General features: G+C 74.1%; 18 protein-coding genes. 11 read left to right on the forward strand and 7 right to left on the reverse strand.

The genetic code is table 11. The features are described from left to right. Positions 1–63: 63 nt before the first annotated feature. Positions 64–819, forward strand: a complete 756-nt coding sequence (locus AC57BS_RS24415) for a hypothetical protein (protein WP_496414036.1) — start codon at positions 64–66, stop codon at positions 817–819. Here the strand turns inward: AC57BS_RS24415 and AC57BS_RS24420 are convergent. Further along, on the reverse strand, positions 737–1,330 hold the full coding sequence (locus tag AC57BS_RS24420) for a helix-turn-helix domain-containing protein (protein WP_496414037.1): 594 nt from the start codon (positions 1,328–1,330) through the stop codon (positions 737–739). The two genes, AC57BS_RS24415 and AC57BS_RS24420, sit on opposite strands and share 83 nt — an antisense overlap. 90 nt (positions 1,331–1,420) lie before the next feature. On the opposite strand from AC57BS_RS24420, the gene AC57BS_RS24425 reads away from it, so the two are divergent. Continuing rightward, complete coding sequence (locus AC57BS_RS24425; protein ID WP_496414038.1) at positions 1,421–2,632, forward strand: acetyl-CoA C-acetyltransferase; 1,212 nt, start codon at positions 1,421–1,423, stop codon at positions 2,630–2,632. 208 nt (positions 2,633–2,840) lie between these two features. Then, positions 2,841–5,063, forward strand: a complete 2,223-nt coding sequence (locus AC57BS_RS24430) for a 3-hydroxyacyl-CoA dehydrogenase NAD-binding domain-containing protein (protein ID WP_496414039.1) — start codon at positions 2,841–2,843, stop codon at positions 5,061–5,063. Between the two features lie 134 nt (positions 5,064–5,197). Here the strand turns inward: AC57BS_RS24430 and AC57BS_RS24435 are convergent, their stop codons facing one another. Further along, entirely contained in the window at positions 5,198–6,049 is an 852-nt protein-coding gene (locus AC57BS_RS24435) for a hypothetical protein (RefSeq protein ID WP_496414040.1), read from the reverse strand. Further along, the gene (locus AC57BS_RS24440) at positions 6,042–6,575 is read right to left on the reverse strand and encodes a SigE family RNA polymerase sigma factor (RefSeq protein WP_496414041.1); all 534 of its coding nucleotides are present in this window, start codon (positions 6,573–6,575) and stop codon (positions 6,042–6,044) included. Before AC57BS_RS24440 ends, AC57BS_RS24435 begins: the two co-directional genes overlap by 8 nt. 119 nt (positions 6,576–6,694) lie before the next feature. Here AC57BS_RS24440 and AC57BS_RS24445 point away from each other — a divergent pair, with 119 nt between their 5' ends. After that, positions 6,695–7,399, forward strand: a complete 705-nt coding sequence (locus AC57BS_RS24445) for an ABC transporter ATP-binding protein (protein WP_496414042.1) — start codon at positions 6,695–6,697, stop codon at positions 7,397–7,399. Then, positions 7,383–8,921 carry a hypothetical protein gene (locus AC57BS_RS24450; RefSeq protein ID WP_496414043.1) on the forward strand — a complete coding sequence of 513 codons (1,539 nt, stop codon included), beginning with the start codon at positions 7,383–7,385 and terminating at the stop codon, positions 8,919–8,921. The genes AC57BS_RS24445 and AC57BS_RS24450 overlap by 17 nt, the downstream gene beginning before the upstream one ends. Before the next feature lie 125 nt (positions 8,922–9,046). On the opposite strand, the gene AC57BS_RS24455 is transcribed toward AC57BS_RS24450, so the two are convergent. From AC57BS_RS24455 to AC57BS_RS24470, 4 genes are all read right to left on the reverse strand, one after another. Further along, positions 9,047–9,751 carry a hypothetical protein gene (locus AC57BS_RS24455; protein ID WP_496414044.1) on the reverse strand — a complete coding sequence of 235 codons (705 nt, stop codon included), beginning with the start codon at positions 9,749–9,751 and terminating at the stop codon, positions 9,047–9,049. Beyond that, complete coding sequence (locus AC57BS_RS24460) at positions 9,748–12,042, reverse strand: nucleotide-binding protein (protein WP_496414045.1); 2,295 nt, start codon at positions 12,040–12,042, stop codon at positions 9,748–9,750. The genes AC57BS_RS24455 and AC57BS_RS24460 overlap by 4 nt, the downstream gene beginning before the upstream one ends. A 114-nt stretch (positions 12,043–12,156) precedes the next feature. Further along, the gene (locus tag AC57BS_RS24465) at positions 12,157–12,375 is read right to left on the reverse strand and encodes a hypothetical protein (protein WP_496414046.1); all 219 of its coding nucleotides are present in this window, start codon (positions 12,373–12,375) and stop codon (positions 12,157–12,159) included. 91 nt (positions 12,376–12,466) lie between these two features. After that, positions 12,467–12,661, reverse strand: a complete 195-nt coding sequence (locus AC57BS_RS24470) for a hypothetical protein (protein ID WP_496414047.1) — start codon at positions 12,659–12,661, stop codon at positions 12,467–12,469. 254 nt (positions 12,662–12,915) lie between these two features. On the opposite strand from AC57BS_RS24470, the gene AC57BS_RS24475 reads away from it, so the two are divergent. Genes AC57BS_RS24475 through AC57BS_RS24500 form a run of 6 tightly spaced genes read left to right on the forward strand, consistent with a single transcriptional unit; the run spans position 12,916 to position 20,266 of the window. Then, positions 12,916–14,427 carry an AfsR/SARP family transcriptional regulator gene (locus tag AC57BS_RS24475; RefSeq protein ID WP_496414048.1) on the forward strand — a complete coding sequence of 504 codons (1,512 nt, stop codon included), beginning with the start codon at positions 12,916–12,918 and terminating at the stop codon, positions 14,425–14,427. Positions 14,428–14,438: 11 nt separating this feature from the next. Next, positions 14,439–15,986 carry an Ig-like domain-containing protein gene (locus tag AC57BS_RS24480; RefSeq protein WP_496414049.1) on the forward strand — a complete coding sequence of 516 codons (1,548 nt, stop codon included), beginning with the start codon at positions 14,439–14,441 and terminating at the stop codon, positions 15,984–15,986. Positions 15,987–16,036: 50 nt separating this feature from the next. Further along, the gene (locus AC57BS_RS24485; protein ID WP_496414050.1) at positions 16,037–16,657 is read left to right on the forward strand and encodes a TetR/AcrR family transcriptional regulator; all 621 of its coding nucleotides are present in this window, start codon (positions 16,037–16,039) and stop codon (positions 16,655–16,657) included. Beyond that, positions 16,654–17,433 carry a TIGR03084 family metal-binding protein gene (locus AC57BS_RS24490; RefSeq protein WP_496414051.1) on the forward strand — a complete coding sequence of 260 codons (780 nt, stop codon included), beginning with the start codon at positions 16,654–16,656 and terminating at the stop codon, positions 17,431–17,433. Before AC57BS_RS24485 ends, AC57BS_RS24490 begins: the two co-directional genes overlap by 4 nt. Next, a complete protein-coding gene (locus tag AC57BS_RS24495; protein ID WP_496414052.1) occupies positions 17,430–19,139 on the forward strand; it encodes an acyclic terpene utilization AtuA family protein in 1,710 nt (569 codons plus the stop codon). The genes AC57BS_RS24490 and AC57BS_RS24495 overlap by 4 nt, the downstream gene beginning before the upstream one ends. Next, entirely contained in the window at positions 19,136–20,266 is a 1,131-nt protein-coding gene (locus AC57BS_RS24500) for an acyl-CoA dehydrogenase family protein (RefSeq protein ID WP_496414053.1), read from the forward strand. The genes AC57BS_RS24495 and AC57BS_RS24500 overlap by 4 nt, the downstream gene beginning before the upstream one ends. Positions 20,267–20,277 lie beyond the last annotated feature (11 nt).

A 20,277-nucleotide genomic window follows, 5' to 3' on the forward strand; every position in this document is an offset into this window, starting at 1 on the left:
CCGGGCGGGCGGGACGCGGGGAGACGTACGCCACCCGCCGCCACGCTGCACCATGATGTGCCCGTGACCGCGATCGTCCAGGCTGCCCCGCCCGCCGTACGGCGCGGCGCCGCCGCGCTCCTGCTCGTCGCCGCGGCGACCCAGCTGGTCGGTCAGGCCTGGCTGCGCCTGGGTGGCGCCCGGCCCGCGGTCGACGGCGCGCACCCGACCGCCTGGGTCGCCAGCCACGCCGTGCTGCTGGCGAGTGCCGTGGCACTCCTCGGTGCGGTCGCGCTGCTGGCGGTGGTCCTGGGACCGAAGCCGGCCACCGTGATCGGCTCCGTCCTCTTCGCCGGGGGGCAGGCGCTCACCATCGGCGTGCTCGCCATCGACCTGTGGGGCGGACCGGACGACGTACGCCTCGTCCGCGTGCTCGACGCGTGGGACTTCCTCGCCGTCGTCGGCCTCGTGGTGCTCCTGCTCGAGCTCCGTCGCCGTGCACCCGGCCTCGAGGTCGGCGCGGGTCTGGCGCTGCTCGCCCTCGCCGTGCCCCTGCTGGACGGCCTCGTCGTGGCGGCGCCCGCACTGGCGCTCGTCGGCTTCGTGATCCTCGCCCGCGACCTCGTGCGGCCACGGACCGGACCCGGGCCGGGCTGGCTGGTGGCCGTGACGGCGCTCGCCTACGCCGCCGCCGCGACGATCAGCTGGCAGCGCGCGGTCCTCGCGCTCGTCGTCGTGGCGTGGACCATGCAGGCCGTCAGGACGAGGGCTGACCGGCCCGCGGGCGACGTCCGGCGAACTCCGCCTGGCTCTCGTCGATCGCCTGCTCGTAGGCCGTGACCAGTCCCGCGATCGTCAGCGGCTTGAGCCGGTGGACGAACTCGCGCAGCTGCTCGGCGGTGTAGCCCGCCTCGCGGAACTGCGGCCACACCTTGGTGCGGACGATCTCGGAGAGCTCCTCGGCGACCTGCCGGCCGTGCGCGGCGTAGACCTCCGCGACCGCCGCGGCCGCCTCGGGCGAGATGCCCATCCCGGACAGGTTGCCCGACACGTCGACGTCGCGGTCGCCGGTGACGGGCGCGAGCAGCGAGAGGTGGCGGGCGATGTCGGACGGGGTGGCGGTCGCGGGGATCTGCTCGACGTACTTCTCGATGGCCGACAGCGTGAAGCCGTGGCCCTGCAGCTCGCGGACCAGCTCGAGCCGGGCGACGTGGTCCGGGCCGTAGTAGCCGGACCGGCCGCGGCGCACGGGTGACGGCACGAGGCCGCGCGAGGCGTAGAAGCGGACGTTGCGCGCGCTCACGCCCGTACGCTCCGTCAGCTCGTCCAGCGTCAGCAGATCGGTCTCCACGCCCCCATCCTCTCCTGCCGGACGTCCCGTTCCGCGTGACCCGGGACACACCTGTTGGACTGTGACAGTAATGGTGTCACAATCAGTCGCATGGCAGAAGCATTCGTCTACGACCACATCCGCACACCTCGCGGCCGCGGCAAGGCCGTCGGCTCGCTGCACGAGGTGAAGCCCGTGGACCTGGTCGTCGGACTCCTCGACGAGCTCAAGACCCGCAACCCCACGCTCGACCCGGCCCGCGTCGACGACGTCGTGCTCGGGGTCGTGACCCCCATCGGTGACCAGGGCGGCGACATCGCCAAGACCGCGGCGCTCAAGGCCGGCTATCCCGAGACCGTCGCGGGCGTGCAGCTCAACCGCTTCTGCGCCTCCGGGCTGGAGGCGGTCAACCAGGCCGCGCAGCGCGTCCGGTCGGGCTTCGAGGACCTCGTCATCGCCGGTGGCGTCGAGTCGATGAGCCGCGTGCCGATGGGCAGCGACGGCGGCGCCTGGGCGATGGACCCGGCCACCGCGCTGGAGACCGGCTTCGTGCCGCAGGGCATCGGTGCCGACCTCATCGCCACGATCGAGGGCTGGAACCGCCAGGACGTCGACGCGTACGCCGCCGAGTCCCACCACCGCGCCGCGAAGGCGTGGGCCAACGGCTACTTCGACGACGCGGTCATCCCGGTCAAGGACCTCAGCGGCGTCACCGTGCTCGACCGCGACGAGACCGTCCGGCCCGACACCTCCGTCGAGGGCCTCGCCGGCCTCAAGCCGTCGTTCGCCCAGATCGGCCGCGACGCCGGCTTCGACGACGTGGCGCTGGAGAAGTACCACTGGATCCCCGCGATCGACCACGTCCACCACGCCGGCAACTCGTCCGGCATCGTCGACGGTGCGGCCGTGATGGCGATCGGCACCGAGGAGATCGGTACGTCGCTCGGGCTGACGCCGCGCGCGCGGATCATCTCCACCGCCGTGTCGGGCGCCGACCCGACGATCATGCTCACCGGCCCGGCCCCGGCCGCCCGCAAGGCGCTGGCCCGCGCCGGCCTCGAGGTCGACGACATCGACCTGTGGGAGATCAACGAGGCGTTCGCCGCCGTGGCGATGCGCTTCATGCGCGACATGGGCATCAGCCACGACGTCACCAACGTCAACGGCGGTGCCATCGCGATGGGCCACCCCCTCGGCGCCACGGGCGCGATGATCCTCGGCACCCTCGTCGACGAGCTCGCCCGCCGCGACCAGAAGCGCGGCCTCGCCACGCTCTGCGTCGGCGGCGGCATGGGGATTGCGACCATCGTCGAGCTGGTGTGAGCGCGGAGCGCTGCACCAGCTCTTGACGATCGTCGCAATCCGATGGTGGTCGAGTGGCGCCCACGGCTGAGGAACGAAGCCGTGACGGCGCTGTATCGAGACCCGATCAGATGACGAGCAGCCCAGCCCCAGACAGAACTCCAGAGCCTCGGTTTCGACACGGTCGCTGCGCGACCTGCTCAACCAGCGGCTGACGTAAGGAACCCACATGACTTCCACTGACACCCAGACCGCGGTCCGCTACGACCGCGACGCCGACGGCATCGTCACGCTGACCCTCGACGACCCGACGGCCAGCGCCAACACGATGAACGAGCTCTACCAGTCGTCGATGGAGGCCGCCGTCCAGCGGCTCCACGACGAGGTCGACGACGTCACCGGCGTCGTCCTGACCAGTGCGAAGAAGACCTTCTTCGCCGGCGGCAACCTCAAGAGCATGATGAAGGCGACCCCCGAGGACGCCGAGGAGATCTTCGCGATGGGCGAGGCGGTCAAGTCGAGCCTGCGCCGGCTCGAGACCTTCCCGCGCCCGGTCGTCGCGGCGATCAACGGTGCCGCCCTCGGCGGCGGGCTCGAGATCGCGCTCGCGGCCAACCGCCGCATCGCCGTCGACGACCGCTCGGTCAAGATCGGCCTGCCCGAGTCGACGCTCGGCCTGCTGCCCGGCGGCGGCGGGGTCACCCGCGTCGTACGCATGCTGGGGCTGCAGTCGGCGCTGATGGACGTCCTCATGCCCGGCACCCAGTTCGACCCGCAGGGCGCGCTCGCCAAGGGACTCATCGACGAGGTCGTGCCGACCCGCGAGGAGCTCGTCCCCGCCGCCAAGGCGTGGATCCTCGAGCACCGCGACGACGAGGACGCCGCCAAGAACCCGTGGGACCGCGCCGGCTACAAGATGCCCGGCGGCACCCCCAGGACCCCGGCACTCGCGCAGTTCCTCCCGGCCTTCCCGGCGCTGCTGCGCAAGCAGACCAGGGGCGCCGTCTATCCCGCGCCCCGCGCGATCATGAGCGCGGCCGTCGAGGGCGCGCAGGTCGACTTCGACACCGCCTCGCGCATCGAGAGCCGCTACTTCACCAACCTGGTCGTCAACCAGCAGGCCAAGAACATGATCCAGGCCTTCTTCTTCGACCTCCAGGCGATCAACTCCGGCTCGCTCCGCCCGCAGGGCATCGAGCGCTGGCAGGCGACGAAGGTCGCCGTCCTCGGCGCCGGGATGATGGGCGCCGGCATCGCCTACTCGTGTGCCCGCGCCGGCATGCAGGTCGTGCTCAAGGACGTCTCGCTCGAGGCGGCCGAGCGCGGCAAGGCCTACACCGCGAAGCTCAACGCCAAGGGCGTCGAGCGCGGCAAGATCACGCAGGACAAGGCCGACGAGCTGCTCGCGCGGATCACCCCCACCGCCGACCCCGCCGACCTCGCGGGCTGCGACCTGGTGATCGAGGCGGTCTTCGAGGACCCCTCGCTCAAGGCCAAGGTCTTCGCCGAGGTGGCGCCGCACGTCAACGCCGACGCGCTGCTGTGCTCCAACACCTCGACCCTGCCGATCACCGAGCTCGCCACCGGCGTGGACCGTCCGGCCGACTTCATCGGCCTGCACTTCTTCAGCCCCGTCGACAAGATGCCGCTCGTGGAGATCATCCGCGGCGCGGAGACCTCCGACGCCGCGCTCGCCAAGGCGTACGACGTCGTGCAGCAGATCCGCAAGACGCCGATCGTGGTCAACGACTCGCGCGGCTTCTACACCTCCCGCGTCATCGGCACGCAGATCAACGAGGGCCTCGCGATGCTCGCCGAGGGCGTGCACCCGGTGTCGCTGGAGCGGGCGGCGACGTCGGCCGGCTTCCCGGTCGGGCCGCTGCAGATCAGCGACGAGCTCAACATGGAGCTGATGGCCAAGATCCGCAAGGCGACCGAGGACGCCGCCGAGCGCGAGGGCATCGACCTCGGCGCCTACCCGGCCGGCGAGGTCATCGCGACCATGATCGGCCTCGGACGGCCGTCCCGGCTCAAGGGCGCGGGCTTCTACGACTACGACGACAACGGGCGGCGTACGACGCTGTGGCCCGGGCTCGCCGAGACGTTCCCCGTGGCGGAGCAGCAGATCCCGATCCGCGACGTCCGCGACCGGATGCTCTTCATCGAGGCGCTCGAGACCGCGAAGTGCTTCGAGGAGGGCGTCATCACCTCGGCCGCCGCGGCCAACATCGGGTCGATCATGGGCATCGGCTTCCCGGCGCTGACCGGCGGCGCCGCCCAGTTCATGACCGGCTGGCAGGCGCTCGACGAGACCGGCCACGGCACCGGCCCCGTCGGCCTCGACGCCTTCCTGGCCCGGGCCGACGAGCTCGCGGACGCGTACGGCGAGCGGTTCCGCCCCACGGCGTACCTCCGCGAGCTGGCGGCGAAGGGCGACGGCTTCCCCGCCTGACCTCCCCAGCTGAACTACACGTGAGCGGGCACTTCGTGCCCGTCACGACTCCCGACCGGGCACTTCGTTGCGCATCACGGGCACGAAGTGCCCGGTCGGCGGGCAGGACGGGCACGAAGTGCCCGGTCGGCGGTCTAGTCCTGCTCGCCGTCGACCAGCTCGATGGAGTCGACGACACCCATCAGGTCGTCCACCTCGTCCTCGGGGGCGTCGCGCGTCCACGCGGCCCAGACGAGGAGCGGTAGACCCTCCAGGTCGATGACCCAGGCGTCGTAGGTGGTGCCGCGTCCCAGGTAGGTGACCTGGGCGGTGGGGTAGGCGTTGAGGAAGGCCTGGTTGGGGCACTCGACCGCTCGGCCCTGCTCTCGCAGGCGCAGGTGCACCACGGGGTGGCCGAACCGGACGCCCCGCTCGGGGCCGGTGACCACCTTGAGGCCAGGGATCCTGGTGAGCGCCTCCACGACGGTCGTGGTGTCCTCGCGAAACATCTCGGCCATGGTGCACCCGGGTTGGGCGAGCCACTCCACATGCAGGGCCAGCACGCCCAGCACCCAGTCAGGCCCCCTCTCGAGCACGTCCTCGTTGCTTCCGGCCTTGTCCGACGTCCCGTCCGACAGGCCCTCGAACCGGTTGGGCCCGACCCAGGAGTTCCAGCCGCCGGGAAGGGTGAAGCGCACGGTGGGCTGTCCGGTGTTGAAGGGGTCGAGCTCGTAGGTGCCCTCCGCCAGGGTGGTCATCGTCCCCACGGGGAAGGGCCGGGCGAGGGAGACGTCGTCGGGGTCCCCAGCCGGTTGCGGATCGGCGCGGTCGCCGTACGTCGCTGCGAGCAGCCCACTTGTCCCCAGCACGCAGGCGGTCACGGCGGCCACCACCGCGTGCCGGCGTCGACGCCGCGCCCGGCCGGCGGCCTCGATCAGCTCGAACGCGGGCACGCGGGTGGTGTGCTCCGCCTCCTCGCGGAACGCCTCCAGCAGTCGCTCAGACATGGTCCACAGCCCCTTCGACTCGGGTCAGGCTCGAGGCGAGCGCGTGGCGTCCGCGACTCAGCCGTGACTTGACGGTGCCGCTCGGCACGCCGAGCTCGGCGGCGATCTGCTCGACCGGGAGGTCGGCGAGGTAGTGCAGGGCGATCACGTGCCGCTGCTGCTCGGGCAGGGCCCGCAGCGCGTCGATGATCTCGAGGTGGTCCTCGAGGCCGACCGGGTCGCGTGGGGGCAGGATCCGTTCCTGGGCGCGCCGGCCGTTGCGCAGCTTGCGCCACCGGCTGCGGTGGGCGTTGACGGCGGTCGTGCGCAACCACGCCTCGTGGTTGTCCACCGCGAGGAAGCGGCGGCCGTTCGCGGCAGCGCGTACGAACGCCTCCTGGACCAGGTCCTCGGCCTCGTCGAAGCTGCCGGTGACGGCGAAGAGCTGGACGACGAGCCTGCGATAGCTGGCGTCGAAGATCTCGCGCAGCGTCACGCGCTCGACCGGATCGGCTCGCCGCCCGAAGGTGATGGCGTCTTCGTCCATGGTCGTCCTCCTGCATCGGATGACCACGCGACTCCCCAGCGCAGCACGGGGTTCCATCGCGCGCGCACCGAATCCCTCATTGTGCTCCGCCTGCGGGGCTGCTCGGCGAGAATGTGCAGGTGGTCCAGACCCCCGCTCCCGCCGTCGTCGTACGCGGCCTGCACGTCCGCTTCGGTGACGTCGAGGCCGTCGCCGGCGTGGACCTGACGGCCGAGGCCGGGCAGGCGACGGCGCTGCTCGGGCGCAACGGCGCCGGCAAGTCGACCACGATGAAGGTCCTGGCCGGCGTGGTGCCGCCGACCGCCGGCGAGGTGATGGTCGCCGGCCACGACGCCGCCACCGACGCGCTCGGCGTCAAGCGGTCCGTGGGCTACTGCCCCGACGTCGGCGGCCTCGTGCCGCGGGCCACGCCGTGGGAGCACCTCCAGCTCAGCGCGCGTCTGCGCCGGATGCCCGACTGGGAGGAGCGCGGGCGCGACCTGCTCGAGCGCTTCGAGCTCGGCGACGTCGCCCACCGCGTGGTCGGCGGGTTCAGCCACGGCATGAGCCGCCGTCTCAGCGTCGTCCTGGCGTCCCTCCACGAGCCCGCGGTCCTGCTGCTCGACGAGCCGTTCGACGGCGTCGACCCGCTCGGCGTCGACGCCACCCTCGAGGTCGTCGCCGACGCCCGCGCCCGCGGCGCCTGCGTACTGCTCTCCACCCACCTGCGCGACCTCGCGCTCGAGGCCTGCGGCGAGGCCGTCGTGCTGCGCGGAGGCAACCGGGTCGCCGCGATGCAGGCGGGCGAGCTCACCGGCGAGGCCTACCGTGCGCTCCTCGACTGACGGCTGGCTCGACGCCGCGCGCGACACCGGTCACCTCGTCGCGTTCCGCGCGCGGACCGTACGCCGCCGCCGGGCCAGTGCCTTCGGCCTCGTCGTCGTCCTCGCGCTGACGGCCGCCTTCGCCGTCGGGCCGAGCGGCTTCGACGTCGAGTCCGTCGGCTCGCCCGCCGTCGAGCGGGCCCTCGCCTCGGTCCAGGGCAACCTCGGCGCGGCGTTCGCCGGGTTCCTGCTGCTCGCCGTCAGCGCCGCCATGGGCAGCGGCGGTGGCCGTGAGCTGCTGTCGCGCAGCGAGGCGGCCGTGCACCCGATCAGCCCGGTGACCGAGCACCTCGGCGCGCTGCTGCTCGCCCCGGTCAACCTCGCCTGGCTCGTCCAGCTGTGGGGCCTGCTCGCCGTCACCGCGCTCGTCGCCCCGCCCGGTGGCCTGCTCGGCGCCCAGGTCGTCGTGCTCACCTGGGTCCTCGCCGCGACCGCGCTCGGACAGGCGGCAGGCTGGGCGATCGAGGGCGTACGCCGCTCGCCCCACGGCGTGGTCGTCGTCCGTACGGTCGGCGGCGCCGTCGTCGTCGTGCTCGCCGGCCTGCACCTCGCCGGGCTGCTCGGCCCGCTCGTACGGTCCCTGCCGACGACGTGGCTCGCGGAGACGGCGCAGACGCCGGCCTGGCCGCTCGTCGTGGTCCTCCTGCTCGCCCTCGCTGCTGTGGGCGTCGCCGTCGGGGCCCGGCCCGCGGCCTGGGCGCTCGGGCTGCCGCCGCGCGAGGAGCTGCGCGTGCAGTCCGGCGTGCACGAGGCGCGCCATGCCCCCGAGCCGCGGTGGGGCTCGCCCGACCGCGCACTGCTGCGCCGCCTCGACCGCGCCTCGGTGTGGCGCTCGGTCGGCATGCGCCGCGGACTGCTGGTGCTGGGCCTCGGCCCCGGCCTGGTCGCGCTGGTGGCGGGGCTCGAGTGGAGCTCGGTGATGGTCCTGCCGGGCCTCACCGCGAGCGGCGCGGCCCTGCTGTTCGGCGTCAACGCCTGGTGCCTCGACGGCAAGGGGATGGTCTGGCGCGAGACCCTGCCGGTGTCGGCGGCCGACGTGTTCGACGTACGCACCCTCGTCGTGGCCGAGTGCATGGCCCTCGTCTCCGGCATCACCGTCGTGCTCGCGCTGCTGCGCAACGGGATGCCGCCGCTCGTGGTGGGGGTCGCGGTCCTGTCGTGCTGGCTCGTGGTGGTCGTGCAGGTGCTGGCGATCGTGATGACGTGGTCGGTGCGCTCGCCGTACGGCGTCGACCTCTCCTCGCCGCGAGCGACGCCCGCGCCGCACGCCGCGATGGCCGGCTACGCCGGACGGCTCTCGCTCGTCACCACGCTCACCGCGCTGCTCTTCACCGGCCTCTCCGCGCTCCCATGGGCCTGGGTGCCCGCTGTCGCCGCCCTGCCGTTCCTGGCGTGGTCGACGCGTCGGCTCGTACGCGCCCGCCGCCGCTGGCTCGCCGGCGACGAGCGGGCCCGGGTCGTGCTGACGGTCGCGGCTGTCTGACCTCGGGCAAGACCACCGCCCCAGCGGGATATCTGAGGACGTTCTGGTAGGTGTTTCGGGGGATTCGCCTACCAACACGTCCTCAGATACCCCGAGCGGGGGACCCCGGCTGGGTGGAGCGGGCGTCAGCGCGTGACCGCCACCCGGGCCGACCGGGCCCGCGCGCCGAGCGCGCGCACCGCGAGGCGGCGCAGGTCGTCGAGCGAGCGTACGGCCACCCGCTCGGCCCGGCGGCGCGCGACGGGCGCCAGCACGGCGGCCTGCAGCAAGGCGGCCTCGGCCTCGAACCACGCCGCGACCTCGGCGAGGGCCGGGCCGGGGAGGCGCCCGACCGCGTCCACCTGCAGCACGACCTGGAAGGCGGCGGTCGCGGTCCGGCAGGTCGCGCACGCGTCGCCGACCGCCAGCGCCCGGTTGGTCGGCCGGGCGCGCGTGCCCGGGCCGATGACGACCACCTGCACCGCCAGCGCCGTCGCGGTGCAGTCCCAGCAGTCCTGCGTCCAGGCCGACGCCACGTTGTCGAACCGCGCGGACGCGGGGCCGGGCACGTAGACGACCTGCAGCACCGCGCTCTCCCCGCGGCAGGCGTGGCAGGCGGTCGTGGAGGTCGCCACGGCGTCGGCCTTCAGGGCGGCGTCGCGGACCAGGACCTCGGCGACGACGACGTCGCGGTCCTCGCGCCGCTGGTCGCTGGGCTGGGCACTGGCGACGACGTCGAGGTCGCGCCGCTCGGCGCCCGACCCGCCCGAGCCACGGGGACTCGCGTCCGCCACGCCGGCCAGCAGCAGCACCGCCACCACCGCGTTCGCCAGAGCGCCGCGGGCGCTCACGGTGTGCCCCCGACGGAGAAGTTGTCGGCCACCGCCGCCGCGATGTCGACCAGCGCGTCGCGCGTGCGACGGTGCAGGGACGACATGTCGGTGAGCGCGCCCGGCTCGAGCGCGTCGTCCCACGGGACCGTCACGACCCGGGCGCATCGCTTCTCGAAGTGGCGGCGCATCGGCTCGGGCGGCTCGCTGCCGCGCCGCTCGGCGTTGACCACGACCACGGTCCGCGCGACGAGGTCGTCGAACCCGTGCTGGTCCATCCAGTCCAGCGTCAGTGCGCCGGCCCGCCCGCCGTCGAGCCCGGCCCGCACGACCAGCACGACCTGGTCGGCCTCGGTCAGCAGCCCCTGGTTGGCGCTGTCGAGGATGCCGGTGCCGGTGTCGAGCAGGATCACGTTGTAGAAGCGGTCGAGCAGCCCGATCAGCCGGTGGTAGTCGTCGCGCGCCAGCGCCATCCCGATGCCCGGGTCGTCGTCGGAGGCGAGCACCTCGAGCCGTGACTCGATCGCCTGGGAGGTGTAGCGGCGCAGCGCGGCGTACGTCTGGATGCCGTCCAGGTCGCGCAGCACGTCGGTGACGGTGCGGTCGTGCGGCGGCGCCACCCGGTGGGCGAGGTTGCCCGCGTCGGGGTTGGCGTCGACGGCGATCACGCGGTCCCCGCGCAGCAGCGCGAACGTGCTGCCGAGCGCGAGGGTGATCGTGGTCTTGCCGACCCCGCCCTTGCGGCTCATCACGACCACCCGGCGCGAGCCCTCGACGGGCGTGCGCAGTCGCCGCTCCAGCTCGCGCAGCCGCTGCTCGGGCAGGCTCGGCCCCGGGTTGAGCAGGTGCCCGCTGCCGCGGTAGACCGCGCTGCGCCAGCCCTGCGTCGGCACGGGCGCCGGGGCGGCGTACATCACCGCGTCGGTGAAGTCGGCCGCGGAGACCACGGGGGGCGGGTCGGGCACGGGGGCGGCGAGGCCCGCGGCGTCCCCGTACGGCTCGGAGGTCCGCGCCGCCACGCGGGCCCGGGCGAGCAGGACGAGCGTGGTGCCCAGCCGCCAGAAGGCCAGCACCGCACCGAGGATAGGCAGCAGCAGCAGGGCGATCGACACCACGGCCAGGGCCATCGCGGGCCAGTCCCGCCGCTCCCACGCGACGTCGAAGACGAGCTGCTGCAGGCGTACGCCGTCGCGGCCGCGCTCGAGGAACTCCGGCATGTACCAGATCGCCCAGCCCATGGCGGCCACCAGCAGCGGCACCACCACGAGGACCCAGCCGGTCACGAACCGACGTGTGCGCGGGCGCAGCTCGCTCACCCGCGGGTCGACCGGGTGCCCGGGACGCAGGCTCCGCAGGACGGGGCCGACGCGGGCGAACAGGTCCGGCACGCCGGCCAGGTCGGACAGCACGTAGTAGCCGTCGAAGCGCACCACGGGGATGAGCTGCTGCAGCATCTGGAGCTGCAGCACGAGCGCGGTCAGGAGCAGGATCCCGCTCCCGGTCGCGAGGTACGCACCCGCCAGCGCGAGCACGGTGAGCACGTTGAAGTGCAGCCCGCCGAGGTCGGTGCGGACCCGCCCCACCCGCCCGATCCGGTAGGAGTCCGTCACGTCGGTGTAGAAAGCCGGGAACACCAGGTAGAGGCCGAAGCCGATCTCGCCCGGCCGCGCCCCGCCGTAGCGGCACGCGGCCGCGTGCCCCAGCTCGTGCACGACGGCCGAGGCGGTGAGCAGGGCATAGATCAGGAGCGCGATCGTCGGCGTCGCGAACAGCTCGCCCACCGCTCCCCAGAAGTCGCCGCGGGTCAGCAGCGCCACGTCGGCGACGACCAGCGTCACGAGCGCGAGCACCACCACCGGCGTCCAGAACAGCGGTGCCAGCCAGGCCGCGAGCCGGTCGACGACCTGCGCCGGCACCAGCGTGCCCTTCGCGGTGAGGGCCAGCAGCGGGCGCGCCCGCACCGCACGGGTGGGGTCGGGTGCCTCGTCGGGGACGACCAGCCCGAGCGGTTCCAGCCGGGTCGTGACGAGGTGGGCGAGACCGTCGGCCGTCAGGTTCCGCCCGTACGCCCGGCTCACGTCGTCGGCCACCTGCTCCGCCGGCCGGGGCGGCTCGACCGCGCGGACGACCAGGTGCAGCAGCTCGGACAGCTGCACCACCTGGTCGTCGACGCGCCGCACCAGGAACGCCGGGTCCTTGAGGCCCGAGCCCTGGACCGGGCCGAGGAACTGCAGGCCGCGCGCCTGACGCCACCGCTGCCCGGTGGCGGGCGGTGGTGCGGTCCTCCGGTGGTCGGCAGTCGTCAGGTCCATCGCTCTGGTGTGCTCGCTCTGGTGTGCTCTGGGTGCTCTGGGTGTCGTGCTGGTGACGGCGACGGATGCGCCAGAGCAACGCATCCGCCGCCGGGTCCCTCGGGCGGTCGGCGCCTACTGCATGTGCGTCTGCACGGAGGCCAGGTACTGCAGGGCGAGTGCCTCGGCCTGCGAGTTGATCGTGGCCGCGTTGACGGCGAGGGCGAGGTTGACGCCCACGATGTTGGTGACGTTGACGCACGCGAACTGGCAGCTCAACGTCTCCCGCCGGGGCAACGGCGTGGCCGTCTCGGCGTCGAGGTCGGCCATGACGAGGTCGGGTCGTCGGACCATGCCGGTTCACCTCCTCTCCTGCTGGTCGGATCTCGACGGGCGGCGTGCTCGGCGTGGCCTCCCCTCCCTCGGGAAGGCCACGCCGGGGCCGTCAGCCCTGGGTCACGACGATCGTCTGGCCGGCGGCGCTGTTCGCGACGGCGTACAGGGACGCGGCGTTGAGGGCCATCGACGAGTTGTTCGCCACGATGTTGGCCCAGTTGTAGTTGCCGAAGGTCAGCGTCTCCCGGGTCGGAAGAAGCTCCGTGCGCTCGGTGTCGAGCTCGGCGAATGAGAGTTCCCGCATGGTGTTCACCTCCCCCCGAGGTGCGGTGGTCTGGTGGCCCATCGCAGCGGTGGGTGCGTGACTCGCGCGTGATCGGTGCGTGACCGGTCGACGGCTATCCGGGACCGGTCCAGACGTCGACCCCAATCGTGGGGATAACCGGCCTCCGCATCGCCCGAAGGGGTGGTCCTCCGACAGGGTCTGTGGGCAGGGGAGTGCCCGCAGCCCGGACCGGTGGCAGCGGGACAGGGAGAGGGAGATCTCGGTGATCGACCATGCCGGACACCAGCCACGTCACTGATCGTGGTCTGAACCTCCTCGGCGGGTGGCAGCTCGTCGTGGACGGGCACGACGTCGCGCTCGGCGGGCGCGAGCAGCGCGTCTGCGCCCTGCTCGCACTGACCGGTGCCCGGGCCCGTGCCCAGGTCGCCGGCACCCTGTGGCCCGAGAGCACCGACACCCGGGCCCTCGCCAGCCTGAGGCGGGCGCTGGCACAGACCCGTGAGCGCTGCCCCGGCCTCGTCGTCGCCGACCGGACGAGCGTGGGCCTCGCCCCCGACGTCGTCGTCGACGTCGACCGGCTCCGTACGGCCGCGGCGCGGGTCGGCACGACCGACGCGGACGCGGCGCTCCTGGTCACGCTGGCGGGCGACCCGCTGCTGCCCGGCTGGTACGACGAGTGGGTCGAGGCCCAGCGCGACGACCTCGAGCGAGTGCGCGTCGACGCCCTCGAGCACCTCGCCCGTCGGGCGCTCGAGCGCGGCGACACCGGGCTCGCCGAGGGCGCCGCCCGCGCGGTCGCCAGGATCGAGCCGTGGCGCGAGTCAGCCAGCGAGCTGGTCATCCGCGGGCTCCTCGGGCGCGGCGACCGGGCCGGGGCGGTGCACGAGCTCGAGCGCTTCCGCGAGGTCCTGCGCGTCGAGCTCGGGGTCGTCCCGTCACCTGCCCTGGTCGCCCTGGTCGACGCACCACGCCCCGTCCCCGCCGTCGTCCCCGTCGTCGTACCCGCCCAGCGTCGGGCGCCGGCGCAGGAGGCCGTCGAGCCCCCTGCCCGCAGCACCGCACCGTCCCCCCAGCCACCGCCCCCGCCGGACCCCACGCCCCCCACAGGGCCGGCCGGCCTGACCGCCCGAGCGGCCGCCGCCCGGCTCGCGGCGGGGGCGGTCCTCGTCATGGCCGCGTCGCTCGCGATCGCCAACCTCGGGCCCGGCTCGGACCCGGGGCCGCCGTCGTCCGTCCCCGAGGCCCTGTCCCCGCAGGGGCAGGTGGCGGGCCCGGACCTCGCCGACGTGGTCCGGCAGGTGCTCGTACGTCCGGTCGCGGCCGCGGACGGGGCCGCCGCCTTCGTCGTACGCGCCACCCGTCGCCCGGCCCGTGTCCGGGTCGAGGTCGCGGACCGCAGCGGGAGCAGCGTCGTGCGCACGGTCGTGGTCCGCAGCCGCGACGGCCAGCGGGTGGTCGTCGCCGGGCTCGACGGTGGCACCTATGCGTGGTCGGCCACCTCGCCGACCGCGCCGCCCGTCACCGGCGAGGTCCGGGTCACCGAGCAGGCGCCGTCCGTGGTCGTCGCGGCTCAGGAGCCGAGCGAGCGGGCCACGCCGACCACGACCCCGGAGCCGAGCCCGATCCCCCTGCCGATCCCCACGCCGGCGCCCACCGCGACGCCGACCCCGCAACCCGCCCAGCAACCCAGCCCGCAACCCAGTCCGCAACCCAGCCCGACGCGTCCCGGCCCGCCGAGCGAACCCACCGACCCCGGCACGCAGGACCCGGGTCTGGTGGGGTGAGGAGCACCGCGATGACCAGTCCCACTCCGAGGACGACAGCCCCGAAGCCACTCGCCGGCATCGCCGGCCTGCTCGCCGGCCTGCTCGCCGGCCTGCTCGCGGCCGCGAGCCTGGTCGCCCTCCCGGGCACCCCCGCCGCGGCTGCCGACGACCGGGCCGAGCGGTGGGCGGGCTACCGGATCCCCGCGACCGGCCGCGCTGCCGGCGGCTGGATCGGCGGTTATGAGGTCGGCCGTACGCCCGTCTTCGTGATCACCCCGGAGCGACGTCCCAACCGTGCCGGCTTCCGGCGGGCCGACCCCACGAACGACCTGGCCGGTCGCCGTGGACCGTCCCGGCGCGAGACCCAGCGCGCCGCGTGGATCCTCTCGAAGTACGGCGGCCACCGCGACGCCCGGCAGGCGGCCGCCGTCGACGCCGCGGTGCTGCACCTGCTCGGCGGCCGTGGGTGGCGCCTCGGTGGTGCCCGTGGCGCGGCGCGCGTCGGGGCGAGTGGGGACCCGGCGACCGTGCGCCGCTACGTACGCCTGATGCTGAGCGGCTCGCGGGCGAGCGCGGGCCGCCACCGCGTCGCCGTCGTCCCGTCCACGGCGGACGTCGGCGGCGTCACGTCCGTGACCGTGCGCGTGACCGACGGTCACGGAGGCCCGGTCCCGGGCCTGCCCGTGACGGTGACCTCGCCCGACGGAGGTACGTCCGAGCCGGCCGCCGGCCCTGCTGAGGCCGTGACCGGCGACGACGGGCGCGCCGTGGTGCGCCTGGCCGCACCGGTCGCCGGCTGGCGCACGATCGTCGCGCGGGTGGGCCAGGTGCCCGAGCACCGCCTGCGCGTGCGTGGCGCGGACCGCCGGGGCCAGGCGGCGGTGGCGGAGGGCGGCGTACGCCGGGTCGTCCGCGCGAGCGCACGGGTCGCCGTCCGCGGTCCGCAGTCGGTCACGCTGACCGCCGTGCCGGCCTCCCTGTCCGTGGGCGCCCCTGCCCGCGTCGCCGCCGCCGTGGGCGGGGACGGCTCGGCACGCGTCGCGACCGGTCGGCTGCACGGTCCCTTCGCGACGGCATCCGCCGCGGCGTGCACCGGGGCCGCCGTCGGCGCCGTGTCGATGACGCTGCCGGGCGACGGGACCCACACCCTGCCTCCGCTCGTCCCGGCCGCCGGGGGCTACTACGCCTGGAAGGTCGACGTCGACGCCACCGCGGCGACCACGCCCGCCGCCGCGTGCGGTGCGGTGGTGAAGGTGCGGGGCAGGCCCGTCGTCACGGTGGCGGCCCCGACCACGGCGGCCGTCGGCAACGTCGCCGTCCCGATCACGGTGAGCGGGTTGCCGTTCCCGATGCGGGTGGACCTGACGCTCAAGCTGTATGCGCTGGACGACACGACCTGCAGCAGCCCGATCGCCGAGGACGACGTCAGCCTCCTCGGCAACGGGCAGGCACCAGGGACGATCTGGGTCGACAGCCCCGGCGCCTACAGGTGGCAGGTCGAGGCCGCGCCCGGCGACCTCTGGCAGGGCGCCGAGTCGGTCTGTGGTGCCCCCGGCTCCACGACGCAGGTGTCCTGAACAAAAAGTCAGGCTTGACTGTTTGTTTGTGAGGCGGCAGGCTGTCCGCCATGACCCCCGTCGACAGCTCGACCGCTCCGGCCCGCGTGCCGCAGGCGGACCGGAGCCGGGCGATGCGGGCCCGGTTGCTGGAGGCGACCGTCGACCTGCTCGTGGAGCGTGGGTTCGCCGGGACCTCGACCACCCTCGTGTCCGAGCGGGCGGGGGTGAGCCGCGGGGCGCAGCTCCACCACTTCCCGACGAAGAACGACCTGGTCGTCGCGGCCGTCGAGCACCTCACCGAGCGCCGGGGCGCCGAGCTGGCCGAGGCGGTCGAGCAGCTTCCCGGCGGCCGGAAGCGCACGCGCGCCGTCCTGAGGATGCTGGGCGACCACTTCTCCTCCCCGGTGTTCGCGGCGGCGCTGGAGCTCTGGGTCGCCGCCCGCACCGACGAGACGCTCCTGGCCGCGGTGTCGCCACTGGAGCAGCGAGTTGGCCGGGAGACGCACCGGCTCACCGTCGCCGCCCTCGGGGCCGACGAGTCCAAGCCGGGCGTGCGCGAGCTCGTGCAGGCGACCCTCGACCTGGTGCGCGGCCTCGGCCTGGCGCAGACGATCACCGACGACACCGCCCGCCGGCGCCGCATCCTCGACGCGTGGGCCGACGTGCTGGACAAGGAGCTCGCCCCATGACCGACGTCCTCACCCAGGTCCTCACCGACCTCGTAGCCGAGGGCGACCGGCTGGAGCAGCTCGTCGCCGGCCTCGACGACGACGGCTGGCGCACCCCGACCCCCGCCGCCGGCTGGGACGTCGCGACCCAGGTCGGCCACCTCGCGTGGACCGACGAGGTGGCGTTGAAGGCGGCGACCGACAAGGCGGCCTGGGACGCCGTCGTCCTCGAGGCCATCGCCGACCCGGCCGGGTTCGTCGACGCGCAGGCGCTGGCGCTCGCCCGCGAGCCCGACCTGCTGCACCGGTGGCGTCGCGCCCGCGCCGACCTCCGCGCCGCGCTGGTCGCGATGCCGCAGGGCGAGAAGATGCCGTGGTTCGGCCCGCCCATGTCGCCCACGTCGATGGCGACCGCCCGGCTGATGGAGACCTGGGCCCACAGCCTCGACGTCCATGAGGCCCTCGGCGCCGACGTCGAGGACACCGACCGGATCCGCCACGTCGCCCACCTCGGCGTACGCACCCGCAACTTCGCCTTCTCCGTGCACGGGCTCGAGGCGCCGGCCGAGGAGTTCCGCATCGACCTGGTCGCGCCGTCGGGCGACGTGTGGTCGTGGGGTCCCGAGGACGCGGCGCAGACGCTGACCGGCAGCGCCGGCGACTTCTGCCGACTGGTCACCCAGCGCGTCCACCGCGCCGACACCGACCTCGTCGCGAGCGGCGCCGACGTCGACCGCTGGCTCGGCATCGCGCAGGCGTTCGCCGGCCAGCCGGGCGAGGGGAGGGCGCCACGATGACGGGCGTGGTCCGGATCGGGAACTGCTCCGGCTTCTACGGCGACCGCCTCAGCGCGATGCGGGAGATGCTCGAGGGGGGAGAGCTCGACGTCCTCACCGGCGACTACCTCGCCGAGCTGACCATGCTCATCCTCGGCAAGGACCAGCTCAAGGACCCCACGCTCGGCTACGCCCGCACCTTCGTCCGCCAGCTCGAGGACTGCCTCGGCCTCGCGCTCGAGCGGGGCGTGCGGATCGTGGCCAACGCCGGCGGCCTCAACCCCGCCGGCCTCGCCGACAAGGTCCGCGAGGTCGCGAGGGGCCTCGGCCTGGATCCGCAGGTCGCCCACGTCGAGGGCGACGACGTACGCCATCTCCGCTTCGACGACGCGCTCACCGCCAACGCCTACCTCGGCGGCTTCGGCATCGCCGCCGCGATCACCGCCGGCGCCGACGTCGTCGTGACCGGCCGGGTCACCGACGCCTCGCTCGTCGTGGGCCCCGCGATCGCGCACCACGGGTGGGACGCGACGGCGTACGACGCGTTGGCCGGTGCGGTCGTCGCGGGGCACGTCATCGAGTGCGGCACCCAGGCGACGGGCGGCAACTTCAGCGGCTTCCTCGACCTGCCCCACCGCGACCGGCCGCTGGGCTTCCCCGTCGCGGAGGTCGCCGCCGACGGCTCCAGCGTGATCACCAAGCACGCCGGCACCGGCGGCGCGGTCACCGTCGACACCGTCACCGCGCAGCTGGTCTACGAGATCCAGTCCACGCGCTACCTCGGGCCCGACGTCACCGTGCACCTCGACTCGGTCCGGCTGGAGCAGGAGGCCGAGGACCGCGTCGCGATCAGCGGGGTCGTCGGCGAGGCGCCGCCCGAGCGGCTCAAGGTCTGCGTCAACGAGCTCGGCGGATGGCGCAACAGCCTCGAGCTCGTGCTGACCGGGCTCGACGTCGAGGCCAAGGCCGCTTGGGTGCGCGAGCAGCTCGGACCGCGGCTGACCGCGGCCGAGGTGACCTGGTCCGACGTGCGGGTCCCGCCCGCCGACGCCGACACCGAGGAGGCCGCCTCCGCGCTGCTGCGCTGCACGGTCAAGGACCCCTCGCCCGACCCCGTCGGCCGCGCGTTCACCTCGGCTGCCGTGGAGCTCGCGCTCGGCTCCTACCCCGGGTTCACGATGACGGCGCCGCCCGCGCCCGCGACCCCCTACGGCGTCTACCGCGCGGCGTACGTCGACCGCGCCGACGTCACACACGCCGTCGTCCACGCCGACGGCCGGCGTGAGGTCGTCTCCGACCCCGGCACGTACGGCTCCGACCGCGAGGCGCCGGGCGCGCGCCCGTCGCCCTACCCGGGGCGCCACGACACGCTCACCCGCCGCCTGCCGCTGGGCACCTTCGTCCACGCCCGCTCCGGCGACAAGGGCGGCGACGCCAACATCGGCCTCTGGGTCGCCCACGACGGCAGCGACCGGGAGACGTACGACGCCCGGGTGCAGTGGCTGTTCAAGCTGATGTCGCCGCGCGGGATCCCCACGCTGCTGCCCGAGGCCGCCGACCTCGACGTCGAGGTCTGGCTGCTGCCGCACCTCGGTGCGGTCAACCTCGTCGTCCACGGCCTGCTCGGCGAGGGCGTCGCAGCGTCGACGCGCTTCGACCCGCAGGCCAAGGGGCTCGCCGAGTTCGTGCGGTCGCGGCTGGTGTCGATCGAGGTGAGCCTCACATGAGCGACATGCGCGACGCGCTGCGGGCCACCGGGGCGGAGTTCGTCCGCCGCGAGGTCGCGCCGCACCTGCAGGGGTGGGAGGACGCAGGGGAGATCCCGCGCGAGCTGCACCGCACCGCCGGCGACCTCGGGCTGATCGGCGTCGCCTTCCCCGAGGAGGTCGGCGGCGGGGGCGGTGACCTCCTCGACTCGCTCGCCCTCCAGGAGGCGATGTTCGACGCGGGTGCGTCGAGCGGGCTGATGGCCGGCCTGTTCACCGCGGGCATCGCGCTGCCGCACATCGCGGCGAGCGGCGACACCGACCTGGTCGACCGCTTCGTACGCCCCACGCTCGCCGGTGAGCTCATCGGCTCGCTCGCGATCACCGAGCCGGGCGGCGGGTCCGACGTCGCGCGCCTGCGCACGACCGCGGTCCGCGACGGCGACCACTACGTCGTCAACGGTTCCAAGACGTTCATCACCTCCGGCGTCCGCGCCGACTTCGTCACCACGGCGGTCCGCACCGGAGGCCCCGGCCACGGCGGGATCTCGCTGCTCGTCGTCGAGAAGGGCACGCCCGGCTTCACCGTCGACCGCGGACTGCGCAAGATGGGCTGGCACTGCTCCGACACCGCGGAGCTGTCCTACGTCGACTGCCGCGTCCCGGCGGCCAACCTCGTCGGCGAGGAGGGTTCGGGCTTCGGGCAGATCGCCGACCAGTTCGTCGTCGAGCGCATCGCGCTCGCGGCCCACGGCTACGGCATCGCGGCGCGGTCGCTCGACCTCGCCGCGGCGTACGCCCGCGAGCGGGAGACCTTCGGCCGGCCGCTCGTCGCCAACCAGACGGTCCAGCACACGCTGGTCGAGATGCGTCGCCAGGTCGAGGTGGCGCGGACCTACACGCGCACCGTCGCCGCCCGGCACGTCGCGGGTGAGTTCGTCGTGGCCGAGGCGTGCCTGGCCAAGCAGACGGCGGTGGACTGCGCGGCGTACGTCTGCGACCGGGCCGTCCAGATCTTCGGCGGCTCCGGATACATGCACGGGACCGAGGTGGAGCGGCACTACCGCGACGCCCGGATCCTGCCGATCGGGGGCGGCGCCGACGAGGTGCTGCGCGACCTGACGGCGAAGTTGATGGGTTATGCGTGATGAGAGGAAAG

The sequence above is a fragment of the Nocardioides sp. BGA-UO-ETr-FS32 genome, assembly GCF_059567905.1.

Excerpts from the sequence above, each read along its gene's own strand:
- AC57BS_RS24425 (WP_496414038.1), top strand. The coding sequence starts at position 1,421 with ATGGCAGAAGCATTCGTCTACGACCACATCCGCACACCTCGCGGCCGC.
- AC57BS_RS24490 (WP_496414051.1), top strand. The coding sequence starts at position 16,654 with ATGACCGACGTCCTCACCCAGGTCCTCACCGACCTCGTAGCCGAGGGC.
- AC57BS_RS24475 (WP_496414048.1), top strand. The coding sequence starts at position 12,916 with ATGCCGGACACCAGCCACGTCACTGATCGTGGTCTGAACCTCCTCGGC.
- AC57BS_RS24440 (WP_496414041.1), bottom strand. The coding sequence starts at position 6,575 with ATGGACGAAGACGCCATCACCTTCGGGCGGCGAGCCGATCCGGTCGAG.
- AC57BS_RS24435 (WP_496414040.1), bottom strand. The coding sequence starts at position 6,049 with ATGTCTGAGCGACTGCTGGAGGCGTTCCGCGAGGAGGCGGAGCACACC.
- AC57BS_RS24460 (WP_496414045.1), bottom strand. The coding sequence starts at position 12,042 with ATGGACCTGACGACTGCCGACCACCGGAGGACCGCACCACCGCCCGCC.
- AC57BS_RS24470 (WP_496414047.1), bottom strand. The coding sequence starts at position 12,661 with ATGCGGGAACTCTCATTCGCCGAGCTCGACACCGAGCGCACGGAGCTT.
- AC57BS_RS24465 (WP_496414046.1), bottom strand. The coding sequence starts at position 12,375 with ATGGTCCGACGACCCGACCTCGTCATGGCCGACCTCGACGCCGAGACG.
- AC57BS_RS24495 (WP_496414052.1), top strand. The coding sequence starts at position 17,430 with ATGACGGGCGTGGTCCGGATCGGGAACTGCTCCGGCTTCTACGGCGAC.
- AC57BS_RS24480 (WP_496414049.1), top strand. The coding sequence starts at position 14,439 with ATGACCAGTCCCACTCCGAGGACGACAGCCCCGAAGCCACTCGCCGGC.
- AC57BS_RS24485 (WP_496414050.1), top strand. The coding sequence starts at position 16,037 with ATGACCCCCGTCGACAGCTCGACCGCTCCGGCCCGCGTGCCGCAGGCG.
- AC57BS_RS24500 (WP_496414053.1), top strand. The coding sequence starts at position 19,136 with ATGAGCGACATGCGCGACGCGCTGCGGGCCACCGGGGCGGAGTTCGTC.
- AC57BS_RS24430 (WP_496414039.1), top strand. The coding sequence starts at position 2,841 with ATGACTTCCACTGACACCCAGACCGCGGTCCGCTACGACCGCGACGCC.